The sequence below is a fragment of the Mycobacterium sp. SA01 genome (assembly GCF_041287105.1).
Taxonomy (GTDB): Bacteria; Actinomycetota; Actinomycetes; order Mycobacteriales; family Mycobacteriaceae; genus Mycobacterium.
Genome location: NZ_JBGGNO010000016.1, coordinates 22,318 through 41,007 on the forward strand (window position 1 = coordinate 22,318; position 18,690 = coordinate 41,007).

14 protein-coding genes are annotated in these 18,690 nt (G+C 66.5%); 6 read left to right on the forward strand and 8 right to left on the reverse strand.

The annotated features are described in order from the left end of the window. Positions 1–3: 3 nt before the first annotated feature. The 3 genes from AB4879_RS07850 to AB4879_RS07860 are packed head-to-tail and all read left to right on the forward strand — an operon-like array spanning position 4 to position 4,405. Positions 4–2,361: a CaiB/BaiF CoA transferase family protein gene (locus AB4879_RS07850; protein ID WP_370507465.1), complete on the forward strand. Its 2,358-nt coding sequence runs from the start codon at positions 4–6 to the stop codon at positions 2,359–2,361. Next, on the forward strand, positions 2,358–3,122 hold the full coding sequence (locus tag AB4879_RS07855) for an SDR family NAD(P)-dependent oxidoreductase (RefSeq protein ID WP_370507149.1): 765 nt from the start codon (positions 2,358–2,360) through the stop codon (positions 3,120–3,122). Before AB4879_RS07850 ends, AB4879_RS07855 begins: the two co-directional genes overlap by 4 nt. Beyond that, positions 3,122–4,405 (forward strand): hypothetical protein, encoded by a 1,284-nt coding sequence (locus AB4879_RS07860; protein ID WP_370507150.1) that lies wholly within the window; start codon positions 3,122–3,124, stop codon positions 4,403–4,405. The genes AB4879_RS07855 and AB4879_RS07860 overlap by 1 nt, the downstream gene beginning before the upstream one ends. Here the strand turns inward: AB4879_RS07860 and AB4879_RS07865 are convergent. Genes AB4879_RS07865 through AB4879_RS07885 form a run of 5 tightly spaced genes read right to left on the reverse strand, consistent with a single transcriptional unit; the run spans position 4,376 to position 12,119 of the window. After that, positions 4,376–5,494, reverse strand: a complete 1,119-nt coding sequence (locus tag AB4879_RS07865; protein WP_370507151.1) for a M24 family metallopeptidase — start codon at positions 5,492–5,494, stop codon at positions 4,376–4,378. The genes AB4879_RS07860 and AB4879_RS07865 overlap by 30 nt on opposite strands. Next, positions 5,484–6,692, reverse strand: a complete 1,209-nt coding sequence (locus tag AB4879_RS07870; protein ID WP_370507152.1) for a M24 family metallopeptidase — start codon at positions 6,690–6,692, stop codon at positions 5,484–5,486. Before AB4879_RS07870 ends, AB4879_RS07865 begins: the two co-directional genes overlap by 11 nt. Continuing rightward, complete coding sequence (locus AB4879_RS07875) at positions 6,689–7,873, reverse strand: amidohydrolase family protein (RefSeq protein ID WP_370507153.1); 1,185 nt, start codon at positions 7,871–7,873, stop codon at positions 6,689–6,691. The genes AB4879_RS07870 and AB4879_RS07875 overlap by 4 nt, the downstream gene beginning before the upstream one ends. A gap of 11 nt (positions 7,874–7,884) precedes the next feature. Further along, the gene (gene car / locus AB4879_RS07880; RefSeq protein ID WP_370507154.1) at positions 7,885–11,385 is read right to left on the reverse strand and encodes a carboxylic acid reductase; all 3,501 of its coding nucleotides are present in this window, start codon (positions 11,383–11,385) and stop codon (positions 7,885–7,887) included. 35 nt (positions 11,386–11,420) lie between these two features. Continuing rightward, positions 11,421–12,119 (reverse strand): TetR/AcrR family transcriptional regulator, encoded by a 699-nt coding sequence (locus AB4879_RS07885; protein WP_370507155.1) that lies wholly within the window; start codon positions 12,117–12,119, stop codon positions 11,421–11,423. Positions 12,120–12,209: 90 nt separating this feature from the next. On the opposite strand from AB4879_RS07885, the gene AB4879_RS07890 reads away from it, so the two are divergent. The 3 genes from AB4879_RS07890 to AB4879_RS07900 all read left to right on the forward strand — a co-directional run bounded on the left by AB4879_RS07890 (position 12,210) and on the right by AB4879_RS07900 (position 15,243). Beyond that, positions 12,210–13,109, forward strand: coding sequence for an alpha/beta fold hydrolase (locus tag AB4879_RS07890; RefSeq protein WP_370507156.1), 900 nt, complete (start codon positions 12,210–12,212; stop codon positions 13,107–13,109). 26 nt (positions 13,110–13,135) lie between these two features. Then, on the forward strand, positions 13,136–14,332 hold the full coding sequence (locus AB4879_RS07895; protein ID WP_370507157.1) for a cytochrome P450: 1,197 nt from the start codon (positions 13,136–13,138) through the stop codon (positions 14,330–14,332). Positions 14,333–14,436: 104 nt separating this feature from the next. Beyond that, entirely contained in the window at positions 14,437–15,243 is an 807-nt protein-coding gene (locus AB4879_RS07900) for a lysophospholipid acyltransferase family protein (protein WP_370507158.1), read from the forward strand. 4 nt (positions 15,244–15,247) lie between these two features. Here AB4879_RS07900 and AB4879_RS07905 read toward each other — a convergent pair whose 3' ends face one another. From AB4879_RS07905 to AB4879_RS07915, 3 genes are all read right to left on the reverse strand, one after another. After that, positions 15,248–16,684 (reverse strand): wax ester/triacylglycerol synthase family O-acyltransferase, encoded by a 1,437-nt coding sequence (locus AB4879_RS07905; RefSeq protein ID WP_370507159.1) that lies wholly within the window; start codon positions 16,682–16,684, stop codon positions 15,248–15,250. Between the two features lie 77 nt (positions 16,685–16,761). Further along, positions 16,762–17,985: a cytochrome P450 gene (locus AB4879_RS07910; protein WP_370507466.1), complete on the reverse strand. Its 1,224-nt coding sequence runs from the start codon at positions 17,983–17,985 to the stop codon at positions 16,762–16,764. Next, positions 17,985–18,689 carry an NIPSNAP family protein gene (locus tag AB4879_RS07915; protein ID WP_102809745.1) on the reverse strand — a complete coding sequence of 235 codons (705 nt, stop codon included), beginning with the start codon at positions 18,687–18,689 and terminating at the stop codon, positions 17,985–17,987. Before AB4879_RS07915 ends, AB4879_RS07910 begins: the two co-directional genes overlap by 1 nt. Position 18,690: the final 1 nt, after the last annotated feature.

The window sequence follows — 18,690 nt, forward strand, 5'->3', positions numbered from 1 at the left end:
GACGTGTCGGCGCTGACCGGATTCCGGATCATCGAACTCGCCGAGGGCGTGTCCGGCGAGTACTGCGGCAAGCTGCTCGCCGACCTCGGTGCCGAGGTGATCAAAGTGGAGCGGCCCGGGCGGGGCAGTCCCACCCGGGCCATGGCTCCACTGCTGGACCTCGGCTCCGATCCCGAACGCAGCGGACTGTTCGCGTATCTGAACACCAACAAGCGTTCGGTGACCCCGGCTGCGCATGCGGTTCGCGAGCTGCTGGCGAGGGCCGACGCCGTCATCGATGACCACGACCCGGCCACGACCGAGCAGATCAGTGCCGACCATCCCGGCGTCGTGGTCTGCTCCATCACCCCGTTCGGCGCGGGAGCTCCGCCCGAACTGCAGAACAGTCGCAGCATCAACGTCTTCCAGGCCGGCGGCTGGGGCCACCACACGCCAAGCCATTCCGATCCGGCCAGGCCGCCCCTGAAGGGACCGGGCCGCTACGCCGCCGATTACGAGGCCGGGTTGGATGCCGCGCTGTGCGTGATGTCGGCACTGTTTCGTCAGATGCACACCGGTGAAGGCGAATTCATCGATATCTCGCAACACGCTGTGCAGGTTGCCCGGGCGGACTGCATTCTCGGTCGCTTCATCTCCGGAGAGGTGTCACCGGCAGACACCCGCGACGACTACGACCAGCAGGGCCCCGCGTCGATGTTCGCCTGCGCGGACGGGTTCGTCTACCTCTACATGACCAGCCGCAGTCACTGGCTGGCACTCGAAGAGCTTCTCGAGCATGCCCCCTGGCTCGATGCGTTCGACGATGACTGGCTGGAGTTCTCGGTCACGCCCGAGAAGGTGGCGACCTTCAAGCGCCGCTTCGCCGAGTGGATCGGTGATCGACCCCGCGAAGAGACCGCCGAGACCGCTCAACGGCTCGGGCTCGCGTTGGTACCGGTCAACGGAGCCGACGACCTCCTGCGGTCACCGCAGTACCGGCACCGCCACTTCTTTCACGACGTCACCCACCCAGTGCTCGGCACCGCCGCCTATCCCGGCGCCCCCTACCTGCTGACCGCCACCCCCGCCCGGATCGACACGGCCGCACCGAGACTGGGCGCAGACACCTCTGCAGTACTGGACCTGCTCGCCGCCCCCCGCCGGCGCCCCGCGGTGCGGCAGCCACAACTCAAGGCGCCCGCACGCCGGCGCGGTGGACCGCTCGAAGGGGTGCGGGTGGTCGAGCTGACCAAGGTGTGGGCCGGGCCCTACACCGGGAAGCTGTTGGCACTGCTCGGTGCCGAGGTGATCAAGATCGAGTGCACCACGTTGCCCGAGGAGATGCGCGCCTACGGCGGTACTGACATCAACCACGCGCCCTACTTCCTGAGCATCAACCCAGAAATCCTCAGCGTCGACCTCGACATCAAGACGCCGGCCGGGATGGCCGCAGTACGCGAGTTGGTGGCCGGCAGCGACATCGTGGTCAACAATCTTCGTCCCGGCGCGATGGAGCGGCAGGGGCTGGGCTACGCCGATCTGGCGGCCATCAAAGCCGACATCATTGCAGTATCGATCAAAATGTGGGGCAACGACGGGCCGCTCGGCTACCAAACCGGTTATGCGCCATCATTTTCGGCACTGGCCGGCCTTGCCGCCCTGGTGGGCTACGAGGACGGGCCCCCGCTGGGAGCCAACATGCGCTACGGCGACTCGACCGTAGGCGCCGCCGCCGCGGTCGGAGCAATAGCCGCACTGCTGCACCGGGAACGTACCGGTGAAGGTCAATTCGTCGACGTCTCCGCGGTCGAGGTGCTCTCCTCGATGATCGGAGACAGATTGGTCGAACACTCCATGACCGGACGCGCCCTGCGCCCCGACGGCAATCGCCATCCTGACCTCGCACCGCACGGCTGTTACCCCTGCCGCGACGATCAGTGGATCAGCATCGCGGTGGGCACCGACGACGAATGGCGGCGGACGTGTGCGGAACTCGGCGCCGCGGAGCTGGCGGACGATCCGCGTTACGCCACCGCCCGCGACCGCCAGGCCCATGTCGGGTCGCTCGATGCCGGAATCGAGCAGCACACCTCGGCCCTTGATGCCGCGGACCTGGCGCGCCGGTTGCAGAATGCTGGTGTGCCTGCCACCAAAAGCGCCACCGCCGCCGACATCATCGGCGACGACCTCCTTTGGGAGCGGGGAACCTACCGCTTCGTCTCCGACCACCGCGAAGGTCTGCGCCCGGTGCTGGCCGCATCGTGGCGGCTATCGCGGGCTCCGGCCGTCGTCGAACGTGGTGCACCGGACCTCGGCGAGGACAACGCCTATGTGCTGGGCGAACTCGTGGGCGCTGACCACCGCCCGGCGGCCACATCGTGACCGGCGCATTGGCGGGGACGGTGGCGCTGGTCACCGGCGCGAGCAGCGGCATCGGTGCGGCGACGGCACGCGCGCTGGCCGCTGATGGAGCCAAGGTCGCGCTGCTGGCCCGCCGTGCCGGGCGGCTTGAAGCCCTGAAGTCGGAGATCGACTCCACCGGCGATTCGGCCATCGTGGTGGCCGCCGACGTCACCGACGCCGCTCAGGTACAGCGGGCGGTGGAGGCTTGCGTATCGGCGTGGGGCCGGCTCGACATCCTGGTCAACAACGCCGGCCTGATGCGGATGGGGCAGGCCCTCGACGCACCGCTTGCGGATTGGGATGACCTGGTCTCAGTCAATGTTCAAGGGGTTCTGTACACCACGCACGCCGCGCTGCCCCATCTCGCCGCGGCCGCCGCGGACGCCCCCCGCGGCGTAGCCGACGTCGTCACCGTCAGTTCGACGGCGGGCTGGGTGGCCCGGCCCGGCACCGCGGTCTACTCGCTGACGAAGTTCGGTGTCAACGCGTTCAGCGAAGGTCTGCGCCAGGAGGTGCTCGACAAGCGAATCCGGGTTGGGGTGGTCGGGCCCGGCACCGTCGATACAGAGATCGGTGATCACCTGCCACAGGAGGCCAAGGCCGCCATGGACGAACGCACAGCGGGCATGACGAAGCTCCGGTCGGAGGACATCGCGGATGCCGTGCTCTACATGGTCACTCGAGATCGCCGGGTGGCGGTCAACCAGATCCTGGTGCGCGCCGCCGAGCAGACCTGGTAGTGGACAGCTCGGTCATCGGCGACGACACCGGCGTCGAACTGCCGGCCGATCCGGCGTCCCTGAAAGATGCGGGCCGTCGGTTCCTCACGTCGGCGTTCCACGCCTACGGGACCCTGTCCCCCGGAAACGTTGTCACCCGTATCACTGAGTGCACCGAGGTCCGTGGTGGCAGCACCGGCCGGAAGGCGCTGCTGTCCGTCGAGTACGCCGGAACCGAACCGGGTTTACCAACAACTCTTTTCGTCAAGTTTTCTCGCGACCTCGCCGATCCGCTCCGCGACATCGGACGCACCCAGATGCAACCTGAGGTCCGGTTCGCCGAGCTCGCGCGACGACGTGACTTCCCCATCACCGTGCCCGCCACCCTGTTCGCCGACTACCACGCCGGCACCGGGACGGGGATTCTGATCACCGAGCGCATCCGATTCGGCGCCGACGGTATCGAGCCGCAACACCACAAATGCCTGGATTACGAAATGCCCTGCGCGGTCGAACATTACCGCACCCTGATCAGATCGCTGGCGCAGCTGGCAGGATGGCATCGCCGTGGCGGCGCGGACGACGCGATCGCCAGATTCCCGGTCGACCTGCAGGCCGCCACCGTCGGTGAACGCCCTCCGCTGCGGCAGGACAAGCTGTCCCGGCAACTGAGGCGACTGACCGAGTTCGCCGGAAGCCACCCGAATCTGTTGCCCGCCAACGTCCGCACACCAGAGTTCCTGTCTGACCTCGCCGACCAGATTCCGCTGATCGTCGCCGCCGAGACACTGCTGTGGCCGCGCTTGGCTGCCGCCACCGACCACATCGCCCTGTGCCATTGGAACGCCAACGTCGACAACGCCTGGTTCTGGCGCGACGGCGCCGGCCGACTGCAGTGCGGATTGATGGACTGGGGGTGCGTCAGCCGGCTCAACGTCGCGATGGCGTTGTGGGGTGCGCTATCGGCGGCCGAAAATGCGCTCTGGGATCAGCACTTCGACGATCTGGTCGTGCTCTTCGCGCAGGAGTACGAAGCGTCGGGCGGTCCGCGGACCGACTGCGATGAGCTGGCCGCTCAGGTGTTGCAGTACGCCGCGATCATGGGCGCCACGTGGCTGCTCGATGTGCCCGCGCTGATCCGTGCCCGCCTCGGCGAGGCGGCGAAAGAGATGACCCGGTTCGATCCGGCCATCAAACACGACGAGGGCATCCGTGCTCCCCTGCAGATGCTCACCAATGTGCTCAACCTGTGGGAGGCCCGCGACGTCGGCGCGCTACTGGCCGCCTTGCGACGAGGTGAGTAGAACCGGCCCGTCCTCGGTGATCTGGACGGCATCGCGAGTGAACACCGCCCCGAGACCCTCCTGCCACACATAACCGGTGACTGCCAGAACCATCCCGGCTTCCAGAGTGGTGTTGGCGACCGAGCGGGACAGCTCAGCGGACACCACCGGCGGATCGAATCCCATTCCCAGGCCGTGCGCGACCGGCATCGGCGGCAGCGCTTCCCCGGCCTGGTCGTAGGCTGCCAGCAGGCCGGCCGCAGGCGCGCCGGCCCGACAGGCCGCGAACAGCCTGTCGGCCAATGCCTTCGAACGTCCGAACAGCGCGGGGCCGCCCGCCGGCGGGTCGCCCGCGACGGCGGTGCGCCCGATCTCGCCGACGTAACCTCCGCCGAGCGCCCCGGCGGCAAAGGCGACAAGGTCGCCCGCCTGGATGCGCCCGTCCTCACGGGCGCGGCGCCACGGGTGCTCCCGCGACGTCACCCACGCGCCGTTCTGAGTGGCCGGGGTGCTGACGCCGGCCAGCGTCATGGCTTCCATCATCGCCCCGACCAATGACTGTTCGCGGCTGCCCGGACCGAGCTCACCGACGGCCGCCGACAGTGCGCTCCGCGCGGCAGCCAGGGCCGCGCGGATCGCGCCAATCTCCTCGGCGGTCTTGACCCGGCGTGCCGCCCGCATCGCGGGCTCGCCGTCGACGAGCTCGGCATTGGGAAACGCCTGCGGCAACAACTGCGCGAATGTCGGTGAGAGCGCATCGGTTCCGACGCGGCGGGCAGTGGCCGACGCGGGCAGGCCTTTGAGCACCTCGACCAGGGTGACGGGGCTCCAGGACAAACCGTAGAGCCGGTCCCGTCCGATCTCGTCCGGAACACCCTCATCCCAGGTGCTGTTGAGATGGATCTCGCCGGTCGCGCGTTCCAGAACCAAGATCGGGCCGAACGGACGCGTGCCCGCCACCCACAGCTGCGGCGTGCCGCTCACGTAGCGCACGTTGGCCTGCCGGCCCAGCACCAGCAGGTCCAGGTCGTGGTCCGCCATCTGGGCCAGCACCCGTTCGCGCCGGCCGAATCGCAGTGCCCGCTCGTCGGGCAGAGTCTCAGTCGCCATAAGGGGTGTAGGGGTAGTCGGTCAACGACTGGTAGCCGTCCTCGGTGATGATCACGATCTCCTCACTGCGATATCCCCCGGTTCCGTCTTCGAAGACGACGGGTTCGAGGACCAGGGCCATCCCCGCCGGGAAGACGAAGTTGTCGTCGAATTCTTCCCCGAGGTCGGTTCCGATCATCGGGGCCTCTGCCGGGTAGGTGCCGATGCCGTGGCCGAGGTAGAAGTGGGGCAACCAGGGCTTGCGGCCGCCGTTGGCGGCGATTGCCGCGCGGGCCAGATCTCCGGATGTCGCACCGGCTTTCGTCACTGCCAGCACCGCGTCCAGGATGGATCGCCACTGCCGGTACTGGTCTTGCTGACGGGCGGTGGGTTCGTCACCGACGATCCAGGTGCGACCGAAATCCGAACAGTAGCCGCCATAGGTGATGCTGACATCGGTCCACAGCACATCCCCCTGGGCGAGGGCGCGTTCGGTGGGCAGTAACGGGAGGGCGAGGTCACCGTGGGTGGTCCACTGTCCCTCGGCCCGGGTCTTGGGCATCACCTGCCAGATCGCCTCCAACATGTTGGAGGTGGCACCCAATTCGAAGGCCCGCCTGGCGAATTGCGCCGACAGATCGAGTTGACGCACGCCGGGTGCCAGTGCCTTCTGCACCTCGACGACCGCCTCCTCGGTGATCCGGCACGCCCGGCGCATCGCCGCCATCTCGTCCGGCGTCTTCACCAGCTGGGCGGCCGCCAGCACGGCGGCCGCGTCGATCGAGGTGTCGGCGAACAGTCGGCTGCCGGATTGACGCATCGCTCCGGTCAGCTCGTCGACGGCGACGACGGCTCCGGGGCGAATCAACGATTCGGCGAACTGAACGAAACTGTCGACCCCGTCCTCGAATTCGAGATACACGGCGCGGTGCCGGTGATCGACCGGGACGCCGAACTCGGCGGCAGCACCTTCCCGGAACGGCAGGAACACGTGCGGGTGCTCGTCGTCGGCCAGCACGATCGCCACCGGACGCTCGAGGTGTGAAAGCCCAGCGTCGAGCAGCGGCCAACTGGCCCCGGTGGCGTAGCTGACGTGACCGTTCATCAGCAGGATGAGCGCGTCCACTCCGTTGTGGACCATCGCTGCGCGAATCTTCGCGCCGACGTCGTTGTACATCCGGGCGCGGTCGGGCTCGGCGGGGATCGAGAACGCTGTCATGACACCCCCAGGAATCGCTTGATGTTGCCGCTGACGACCCGGGCGGCGTCCTGCGGTCCCAGTGCGGCCACCACCGCCGCCAGCGACTGTTCGGAATAGCCGAATGTGCTTTCGTTGTGCGGATAGTCGCTGGACCACATGACTTTGTCGACACCGATCTGATCGATCAGGCTCAGGCCCAGCGGGTCGACCATGAACGATGCCGACATGTGGGTGTCCCAGTAGTACCGGATGTCATGCCGGGGTGGGTGATCCAACATGTGCCGGTAGGAGGCCAGCACATGCTCGCCGTCCTGCAGCGCGGACGGCACCCAGGCTATCCCGCCCTCGAACCAGCCGACTCTCAAACTCGGGTGCCGATCCAGGATGCCGGAAAAGATGTAGCGCGCGAACATGTCCCGGAACGAATCGATATTGATCATCATCGCGACCGCCACACTGCCAACTTCACACGGGCTTTTCGGCGGAGTCTCACCAATGTGGTGGGTGACCGGCAGGCCGGCCTCTTCGATGGCGTCCCACACCGGGATCATCGCGGTCGAACCGTAGTCGATGACCACGCCATCGTCGTCGAATCCCGGGTACAACGGCATCAGAAACGTCTTGATCCCCAGAGCCTTCAGCTCGTCGAGGGTGCGCCTGGTGCCGGCGGGCTCCCACCAGTTGATCAGCCCGACGCCGTAGAAGTGGCCGTTCGACCGTTCCTGGATGTCGGCGATGTATTCGTTATAGATCCGGAAGATGCGCTCTCGCAGCGCTTTGTCCGGATAGTGGAACAACGCCAGCACCGCGTTCGGGAACGCGAGCTCCTTGTCGACCCCGTCCTCGGCGAGTTCGGCGATCCGGGTGTCGATCTCAGCGGCCCCGGTCGCGGCACCGGCCAAATCGTCGTACTGCATCAGCACCGCGCTGAAATCACCGACGACGAAGGACTTGCCCTTGACGCCCACCATGTAGGCGCCGTCCTCGTACCAGATGCGTGGCGCCTCGTCCTTGAGGTCGTCCGGGAACTGCTCGTAGAAGATGTCCGTCGCGACCGAGAGGTGGTTGTCGGCCGAGAACACCTCGGTTCCAGGCGGCAGGCCGATGCCGGCGCGGGCGTCGCGCGCATGGCCGCGGCGATTCTTCGGCGCCCCGAATCCTGCTGCGGGGTAATCCAGTTTCGTGGGTAGTGACATCATTGTCCCTTCGGCTACAGCATCCCGAGCAGTCGCATGTCGTCGACGTACTTGGTGATGAGGTCGTCAGATATGCCCGGGATCTCGTACCCCGCTGACCGCACCGCGGCTCGGAATCCAGCTGCGGGCACCGGCGATCCCGGCACCGCCGGTGCGGGGTGGCGGTAGACGTCGAGCACCGTCAGCACCGATTGCTGCTTGGCTCGTTCGGGCAAGGCGTGCATCGCGGTTTCGAACCGAGTCAGCCAGTCGGTGTAGTCGTCGATGCGCTGCACCGGAAACCCGGTGTCGGTCAACCAGTCGATGAAGGTGTCCAGCGACACCCCGTCGTCGTGCGGATTGGTGGTGTTGTAGGTGGCGAACGCGGTCCCGCCGCGCATCCCGACGTCAGCGATGGCACGGGCCAGGAAGTCCACCGGCAGTCCCTCGTAGTGCGGCCGGGCCCCATCGCCGCCGCCGAGATAGAACGAGCGCGGCGCGACACCGGTGGCGATGACGCTGAACAGCAGCCGGGTGAGAATATCGGGCACGTTCAACTGTCCGTGGTAACGGCTGTCCGCCAGGATCATTCCCGGCCGGAACACCGCGATCGGCAGGCCGCACAGGTCGTGGGCCTCCCGTAGCAGCACCTCACTGGCCCACTTGCTGACGCCGTACCCGTTGGCATAGCCCTCCGACAGCGACACCGCCGGTACGTCAGAGCGGATGTCGGCGTCCTCGCCGACGATGTGGTCGGTGACCGCGGTGACGCCCATGGTTGAGATGTAGTGCACCGTCTTGAGTCTCGAGGTCAGCGCCAGCTGGATCAGCTCGGCGGTACCGGCCACGTTGGCGGCGAACAATTGGTCGTACGGCAGCAGGTGATTGACGTGTGCGGCCGGATGGACGATCAGGTCGACCGATTCCGCGAGCCGGTTCCAGGTGCCCTCGTCCAGACCCCAACCCGCCTCGCCGATATCGCCGGCGACGACCTCCAGGTGGTCGTCGGCCAGGTCGCGGAACCGTTGCAGCAAGGCCGGATCCGATTCCAGCACGGCTTCGATGCGGGCGCGAGCGGCCGTTGGATCGGCGCCCCGGGCCAGATAGGTGACGGTGCCGCCGGCGTCCGCCATCCGCTGCAGCCATTCCAAGCCGAGGAACCGGCCGAGGAATCCCGTGACACCGGTGACCAAAACCGACCGGATCTGCTCGGTGGGCCGGGGCAGAGAGGCTGCAGTGGTGAGGATGTCACCGTCGATGAACTTGTCCAGCGTCAGATCGGCGGCACGGATCTCGCCGATCCCGGCGCCGTGCACCGAGCCGTACGTCACCTTCGATTCGGAGTTGCGTTGACGCTCGATGAACAACGCCAGCGACGCCAGGCTGCCGGTCGGGTCGGTCACCACGCCGACCGGCACCTCGGCGCCGACGACGTCGGCCAGCAGTCGCGAGATCGTCAGGGCCGACAGTGAGTCACCGCCGAGGTCGATGAATCGGGCGCTCGGATCGACGTCCTCGGGTGAGAGCCCCAGGGTCGCCTGCACCGCACGGGCGACCAGCTCGTCAACCGGAAGGGCGGACCCTTCGGCGCGCAGCGCCCGCAATTGGCGGGCCTGGTTGTCTGCCAGTTCCGCGTAACGCTGTTCCAGACGGGGGCCGTAACGCTCTTTGAACTTGGGCCGCAAAAACTTTCCGACCCCGGACAGCAATCCGTTCTCCAGGCTGAACGGCTCGGTCTCGATCAGGAAATCGCGCGGGATCTCGTAGCTGTTCAACTGGTTTTCGTGCGCGACCTCGAGCAGCGAGGCCGCGATCTCCGCCGCCGATGACTCCGGGTCGGTGGGGACGACGACACCTAACAGGAAGGCCCGCTCGCTGGTGCCGTAGAGGTAGATCTGGCGGACGAGCGGACTCTTCGTGTACAGCGCTTCGAGCCGGGCCACGGCAACGAACTCACCCTGGGAGAGCTTGATGACGTTGTTGCGCCGATCCACAAAGCGCAGCCGGTCCGGCGCCACTTCGGCCATGATGTCACCGGTCCGGTAGTAGCCGTCGGCGTCGTACATCGTGGCGGTCAGGTCCGGCCGTTTGTAGTAGCCGGCCATGAATCGTTCCGACTTGACCAGCAATTCCCCACGTGGATGAGGCGTGTCGGTGTTGAAGTAGCCGAGTTCGGGAACATCGTCGAGCTTGTAGTCGATCACCGGCGGCCGCAGGACATGCTCATCGGCGAGCAGCATGCCGCCGGCGATCTCGGTGGAGGAGTATCCGATCATCAGGTGCTGGTCGAGTACCTGCTCCATGAAGTCTTTGATCTCCGGTGACAACGCGGCCGAGCCACAACCACATGCGAGCACCCGTCCGCCGAGAACCCGCTCCCGCAGATCTTCGAGCAGCCGCTGCTCTGCGGCGGCGGGAGGCTCGCCGGCAATCGTGGCCTTGTCGAACTCACCGAGGAAGTGGTGGTAGAACATCTCGCACACCCGCGGCACCAGGCTCAGCGTGGTAGGCCGGGCCGCGGCCAGGTCGTCGAACAGCGTCGAAAGATCGCTGCTCGCGGCGAAATAGCTGGTGCCGCCGTTGGCCAACGTCATCAGCACGTACCCGTATCCGATGAGATGGCTCATCGGCATGTAGCTCAAGGTGATGACCGGCTGATCGGACTGCGCCAACCACGAACCGATACAGAGGCTTTCGGTTAGCATCGCACCCTTGGGAGTGCCGGTCGTACCGGAGGTGTAGAACACCCACGCCAGCGGATCCTCCCCGTCGGCCGCCACATGCAGCGGCGCTCGCGGCAGCTCCACCGCCGTCGCCACGATCTCGTCGAGCACCTCGATCGCCAGTGGAATGCCGGCCTCGGCCAGGCGCAGGGCCGCCGCCTCGAACCGGACCCGCTGGCTGTCATCACGCGATTCGTAGTCGAAAACGATCAGCCGTTGCGGGGTGCTGCCGAGCAACAGGGACTCCACCGCGGTGTCCAGGGATTCGATGCTGGCCAATAGGATCCGCGGCTGGGTTTCGGCCAGGATCGGCGCGTGCTGGGTGGCCGGCGCGCTGGTCTGCAGTGGCACCACCACCGCGCCCAGATGGATGCAGGCGAGTTCGATGACCGCATAGTCGACGCTGGCGAACCCCAGCACACACACGAAATCGCCAGTGGTCACCGGATTTTCGGCGTGGTGGTGCCAATCCGCGGCCAGTCCCTGGACCCGTTCCCACAGCAGCCCATAACTGACGGTCGCGAATTCCGGCCTGAGTCGCAGTGTGGTCTGCCCGGTCACCGGGTCGGTTGTCAGTTGGCGGGCGCGCGAGCCCAGGGCGGGCCGGTCGGCGTAACCCTCCATGACAGTCGCCATCACCTGCGCGATCCGAAGCCCCGGCCTGCGCGCGGCCGCGGCGACCGTGTCGTCCGGCTTGGTAGCGCTGAAGTGCGCGTCCTGCGCGTACAGGCGCTCGCGCCGACGGGCTATCCGATCCCACTGCTCCTGTTGCGCACCCGGATCTTTGACATCGCTGCGACCGACGAAAGCCATTGCGTCACACTTTCACTGGATCCGGCGGGTCGCGGTCAGACCGTGATCGAGGTGTCCACGTCGCGGTCGGGCCTTGCCACGGCCTGCCGGGTCGGCGGCGCCTCCCACAACCCGACGAGCGCGGTGATCAATTCTTCGGCGACCACCGACCAGTTGGAGCTCACCGACGGCTTACCGATCGCGAGCTCACCCTCGATCTCGGCGCAGGTGTGCATCAACAGGTTCGAGGCCATCATCCAGCGGCCGAGGCGCACTCGCTTCGGACGATCCGGAAGACAGCGGTTGATGCCACGCACCGTTTTCAGCATGAGATCCGACGTGAGCGCACCGGCGACCACCAGCTCGCGGTAGGAGGGGTCGGCCATCGCCTGGGCGGCGAACCGGGCGTAGGACGTCGGCGTGCCCAGGGCTTCGAGATGCTCGGTGAACGGATAGACCAGAACGCCGATCCAGTCGCGGAGCTCCTGGTTCGAGCTGATCTCCTCGAGCTTGCGCAACCTGATCGCGTCGATCGCGGTGCGGTGCCTGGTCTCGATGGCGCGCAGCAGGTCCGCGCGGGAGCCGAAGTGATAGCACGCGGCGGCATTGTTGCCCTGGCCCGCGGCTTCGCTGATCTGCCGGTTGGACACCGCATGCATCCCGTGTTCGGCGAAAAGCCGCTCGGCAGCCACCAGCAATGCGTCCCGGGTGACAGACGACCGGTCAGTACGCTGGTCCTTGGCTGGGCTCACCATTCACAGTGAACACCACAGGTCAAACTAAATCAAGGAATTTATTTAGATACCGGGCGCCAGGCCCGCCAGGGTGTGTCACCATCGCTTTCGATGACCAATTCACCTGAGCTGAGCCACCCCGGCGAGCGCGTGATCGAAATTCGTGGCGGCAACGTCGTCTACGAAATCATCGGCGCAGAAGGTGATTTCATCGTCCTCACACCCGGCGGCCGGTTCAGCAAAGACATTCCCGGTTTGCGCCCGTTGGCCGAGGCGCTCGCCGACGGCGGCTACCGCGTGCTCCTGTGGGATCGGCCGAACTGCGGCAAATCCGATGTGCAGCTGTTCGGCGAGTCCGAGTCCCATATGCGGGCCATCATCCTGTCCGATCTGATCACCGCACTCGGTATCGGCCCGTGCATCCTGGCCGGCGGTTCCGGCGGCGCCCGCGATTCCATCCTGACCGCGATCCGGTATCCGCAGCAGGTCACCAAGCTGGTGCTGTGGAACATCGTCGGCGGCATCTTCGGCACCTACGTTCTTGGCCACGTCTACGCCATGCCCAGCATCCTTGCCGTACGCGGACGGGGGATGCCCGGTGTGCTCGCGGTGAACGACTGGCGCAGTTGTATAGAGGCCAATCCGGCCAACCGCGAACGTCTTCTGCGCTTCACCGCCGACGACTTCCTCACCATCATGCTGCGGTGGCTGAACGCATTCGTCACCAAACCGGGTCAGACCATTTCGGGTGTCGACGACACCCTGTTCACCGATCTCGCGGTGCCGACCCTGATCATCCGAGGTGGCGAGAATGATCTCAATCACCCCAAACGGACATCCCTGGAAGTGCACTGCCTGATCAAGGGCTCTGAGCTGATCGATCCGCCGTGGCCGGAGGATGCCTGGGAGCGCGCCTCGGAGGCGATGGCGCAAGGAAAGGCCGAGGGATTCAACCTGTTTGACACCTGGGTGCAGGCCGCACCGAAGATCTTGCAGTTCCTCGACCGCTGACGAGGAAGACATGGAGGGCAGTGCACATGACCGTTGAGGTTGCCTACGACCCGTACGACGTCGCGGTGAACCGGGACCCCTATCCCACGTTCGCCCGGATTCGCGAGGACGCTCCGCTCTATTACAACCCCGTGCACGAGTTCTTCGCGCTGAGCCGGTATGCCGACGTCGACGCCGCGCTCCACGACCACGAGACGTTCAGTTCCGCGCGGGGCGCAATCCTGGAAATAATCAAGTCCGGCATGGAGATTCCGTCCGGGACCCTGATCTTCGAGGACCCTCCCATCCACAACATCCACCGGAAATTGTTGTCGCGCATCTTCACTCCCCGCAAGGTTTCGGCGCTGGAACCGCGGATCCGGGAGTTCACCGCGCGCTGCCTGGATCCTTTGGTGGGCGCTGGGCGCTTCGACTTCGTCAAAGACCTCGGTGCGCAGATGCCGATGCGCGTCATCGGCATGCTGCTCGGCATTCCGGAGGCCGAGCAACAACACGTTGTGGACCATGGTGATTCGACGTTGCGAACCGAGCGGGGCCGGCCGATGACCGAGAACCCGAACGGAACGATCGCCACCGGCGAGGTGTTCGCCGAGTACATCGATTGGCGTGCCGACCACCCGTCCGACGACATCATGACCGAACTGCTCACCGCCGAGTTCGCCGACGAGACCGGCACCACGCGACGCCTGCGCCGCGACGAGTTGCTGCTGTACCTGCAGGTGATCGCAACGGCGGGGGCGGAGACCACCACTCGGTTGATCGGCTGGGCAGGCAAGGTGCTGGCCGAACACCCCGATCAGCGCCGGGACATGGTCGGCGATCGGACACTGCTGCCTGCCGCTGTCGAAGAACTGGTGCGCTTCGAGCCGCCGGCGCCGCACATCAGCCGCTACGTGACCCGCGACCTCGAGTACTACGGACAACAGGTGCCGGCAGGCAGCCCGATGATGCTGCTCGTGGGCGCCGCCAACCGCGATCCGCGGCAGTTCGGGGCCGACAGCGAAGCCTTCAACGTGCACAGGGCGGCGCATCAGCACCTCGGCTTCGGGGTGGGCACTCACTTCTGCCTGGGCAATGCGCTCGCCAGGCTCGAGGGGCGGATCGCCCTGGACGAGATACTCGACCGGTTCCCCGAATGGGAGGTCGACCTGACCGACGCCGAGCTCAGCCCCACCTCGACGGTGCGCGGCTGGGAATCCATGCCGGCGATCGTCGCGCGGTGATTATGCTATTCTCTTTTTTTGAGAGGCATATATTCGCTGGTGGGCGCGTCGTCGGGGGCGGCAATCGCCAACCTTCACAGTGACCAGACGTTCCTGGGGGAGCAATGAGCGGCGACCCGGCCGACCGACCCGAGACCACGAAGTGGGATCCGGCATTCACCGCGAGTGTGGTCGGCGCCGTCTCACCCCTGATGAAACGATGGTTCCGCCCCGAAGTGCGCGGGCTGGACAACATCCCGGCTACGGGCGGGGCGTTGGTGGTGTCCAACCACTCCGGCGGCATGCTGACCCCGGACGTGCTGATCTTCGCCCCGGAGTTCTATCGCCGGTTCGGCTATGACCGGCCGCTCTACACGCTGGCTCACTACGGGGTGTTCATCGGACCGCTCGACGGGTGGCTGCGCCGGGTGGGCGTCATCGAAGCCAGCCGCGACAACGCCGCCATCGCCTTGAACTCCGCAGCGGTGGTGCTGGTGTTCCCCGGCGGGGACTACGACTCGTACCGCCCGACGTTCTCTCAGACCGCCATCGACTTCAACGGCCGCACCGGCTACGTCCGCACTGCGCTGGCGGCCGGCGTTCCGCTGGTTCCCACGGTGTCGATCGGGGGTCAGGAAACCCAGCTGTTCCTGACCAGGGGCAATTGGCTGGCCAAGCGGCTGGGTCTGACCAAGGCCCGGTTGGACATCTTGCCCGTCAGTTTCGGCGTGCCGTTCGGGCTCAGCGTGCTGATGCCGCCCAACCTGCCGCTGCCGTCGAAGATCGTCACCGAGGTGCTCGAGCCGATCGACATCGCGGCACGGTTCGGACCCGACCCCGACATCGCTGAGGTGGACGCGCACGTGCGGTCGGTGATGAGCGCAGCGATGAAGCGGCTGAGCCGCCAGCGCCGGCTGCCCATCCTCGGCTGAGCCGCTACCCGCTTGCGGTGACCGGCGGCATCGCGGTTTCGACGTGGTGCAGCCCATCGGAAAAACCTGCCGCCGTGCGGATTTCGTCGAACGCCCGCACCATCGCCTCGGTTGCCTCGTGCACATCGGTGAAGGTGCGGTCGTCGGAGAGAACGGCGATGTCGACCTGGTCGACATAACTCCACACCGTCATGTTGAACGCGCTCCCGGCTGAAAGCACCCCCACCGAATAGATTTCGCTGACCGGTGCCCCGCCGATGTGGCCGTGTTCGCGCGGGCCCGGCACGTTGGACACAGCGACGTTCATGATGCGGTTGCGGTCGGCGCGGCGGCCTTGCCAGCGAAATGCTTTGGGAGCCAGGGCAGTCGGCAGGTATTGCATCATGCGGCCCTGCACGGTGGGTCCGAGCAACTCGTAATTCTCCTTGGCCCGCCGGCCGGCCAGCGCCGTCAGCCGGACCCGTTCCAAGGGGTCATCGATGTCGACCGGCAAGGAGATCGACAAGCCGCCGATCTCGTTGCCGGTCACCCGGTCGGCGGACATGTCGGTGGCCACCGGGACCGCTGCGGTCAGCGGCTCGTCCGCACTTCCGTCGTAGCGCAACAACAGCTCGCGCAGGCCCCCCGCGGCGATCGCGAGAACCAGGTCGTTGAACGTGATGTCAAGTCGCTTGGCGGTCTCCTTGATCTGCGCCAAAGCCACTGTGGCAGTGGCGAAGGTGCGAACCGGCGACACCACGTGGTTGACAAAGGTGGCAGGTGCCGAGAACGGCTTGGCCAACTCCGCCTGTTCGTCACGTTGCCGCTGCCGACGGCGCAGCCTGATCAAACCGGTGGCCGCATCCTTGATCAACGTCGGGAGGGCGGCGGCTTGTTGCAGATGATCGGCCAGCGCATAGCGCAGCAGCTCGGGGGCCGGCGGCAACGCGCAGACCGGGTAGGGCTCGGCGGGCGTATTCTCCTGGCCGGCCAGATCCATCAGCCGGGCAAGAAGATTCGCCGACGCGACACCGTCAGCCAGCGTGTGGTGCACCTTGCCGATCAGCGCGAACCGGTTGTCAGCCATCCCTTCGGCGAAATGAAACTCCCACAGCGGGCGCTGCCGGTCCAGGGGTGTGCTGGCGATCTGGCCGATCACGGTGTCGAGCTCGCGGCGCCCACCCGGGGCCGCGACGGTGACACGCCGCAAGTGGTAGTCCAGATCGACCTGGCAGTTTTCCAACCACATGGGGTGATGCAGGCGCCCGGGGATCTCCACCAGCCGGTATCGCAGCGGTTCCAGCAGATGCAGTCGCTCGGCAACCGTGCGGCGGAACACCGCGAAATCGAAGTCACCGTCGAAGCGGGCGGCATCGACGATAGCGACCTTCAGTGTGTGGGTGTGCAGGTTGGGAGTCTCGCTATAGAGCAGCATCGCGTCCATGCCGTTGAGTCGCCGCACAGTCCCACCCTCTCAGCGCCCGCCCGCCACCATGCTAAGCGTGCGCTCAGCGGAATGTGAGGGGTTGTCGGACAAGCTCAGACGTGGACGGGTATGTGGTTCCAGCCCCACTGGAAGCTCGACGGCGGCCGGTGGGCGCGGTCGGCGTCGATCTGGTAGTCCGGGACGCGACGCAGCCACTCCTGCAGCAGCACCGCGATCTCCAGTCGCGCCATGTGATAGCCCAAACAGAAATGCTGGCCCCGGCCGAACGCCAGCGACCGCTCGATCGGACGGTCCCAGCGGAACACCTCCGGGTCGCCGAACTCGCGCTCGTCGCGGTTCGCCGAAGCCAACAAAGTGATGATGCGCTGGCCCGGCTGGATGGTGGTGTCGTGGATGGTGAAGGGCTTGCGCACCGTCCGGGCGAACCACTGCGCGGGGGCGCAGTAGCGGATGATCTCCTCGCGGGCCACCGGCACGTTGGCCGCCGGATCTGCCCGCACCGCCGCGAGCTGATCGGGGTGGCGCAGCAGTTCCCACAAGCCGTGCGCGACGATCTTGGGCACCGTCTCCGTACCGCCGATGAATACGCCCAACATCTGGACCGCCACTTCGCTGTCGGTGAGCGCCGATCCGTCAGGCAGCCGGTAGGCCAGCAGGTTCTCGACGATCGGCAGCGGGCCGGGGAACTCTCCGGCGCGGACCCGCTGCACCACCGGGATCAGGTACTCGAGGTACCCCGGCCTGGCGTTGGCCACCTCGACGCCGCTGCCGGGCTCCGCCAGGCTGCCGGCGTTGACTGTGGCCAGCACGTCGGCGGCCAATTCGGTTGGCAGTCCGACCAATTCGCACACCACGGAGGCGGCGACGATTCCGCCGTACTCCTGGGTGAGGTCGAAGCTGCCCCGTGGCAGCAGTTCGTCGAGACGCTCGTTCGCCAGTTCCCGGATCCGGTCCTGCCATGCGGTGACCGACTTCGGCCGGAATTGCGCCGCCGTGCAGCGCCGGACGTCGTCATAGAGTGGCGCGTCGAAGTTGGCGTGGAACGGCAGCGGATGCAGTGGCGGATCGGCGACCGGACCGTGATTGCGGTGTGCCAGTACCGCCGCCGCGGGCAGGGTTCCCTCGGATGCGACGAACGTGCCGTCATTGATCGCCAGCACGTTCCAGACGTCGTCGAACCTGGACAACGCGTAGGTGTCGAGTTCGTCGACGTAGTACACCGGGTGGTGGTCCCGCAGGGTCCGGTAGTACGGCCGCGGGTCGGCCATCACCGCCGGATCGAAGGGACTGTACGAGAAGCCCTGCATCACACCCATCATCGGAGCGGCGACGGCGGCAGGGCCTGCAGGATCGAGTCCTCCCACCCGTCACGCAGCGCGGGCGCGACGCTCATCCACGTGACGATCTCGGCCGGCGGGCTGTCCTTCCACGACGGGTAGTGGTTTTCGAAGCAGTCCCAGTCCCCGTCGAGCGCCCAGTAGTGGATCACCTCGTTGAACCGGAAGGTCGTGATGAAGGAGCCGAGCCACCGCTTGCCGGTACGCTCCGACCACGGGACGTATAGCCGTTCCAGCTCGCGGATGTAGTCGTCCTGCTTGCCCGGTTTGGTCTGCATGATCTCCTGGATCACCAGTCCGGCAGTGAATTTCGAGTCCTTGAGCTCCGCCAGCGGACGGTTACCGCGCCCGGCGTACATGATCCGGCCCTCCCCCGACGCGCCGGCACCGCCGAGATAATCCGCCCACTCGGCGGCGGTCTCGCGATGGCTGCCGCCGGGTGCTTGCGCCCTGCCGATCCGGGCATAGTCGGCGAACGCGTCGATCTCCCAGATGATCGTCACCTGCGGCCAGTGTCCGTTGTACGGCGTGGTCTCCCAGATCGAGAACAGCCGCGCCCCAAGCTGTTCCATCATCGGCTGGTACACACCGGTGAACTTCTCGGTGAACCGGTCGCTGCGCTCGGAGCCCAGCGCGATGGTCTCGTGCAGGTACAACAAGGTGTGGCTGAAGTATTTCTTCACC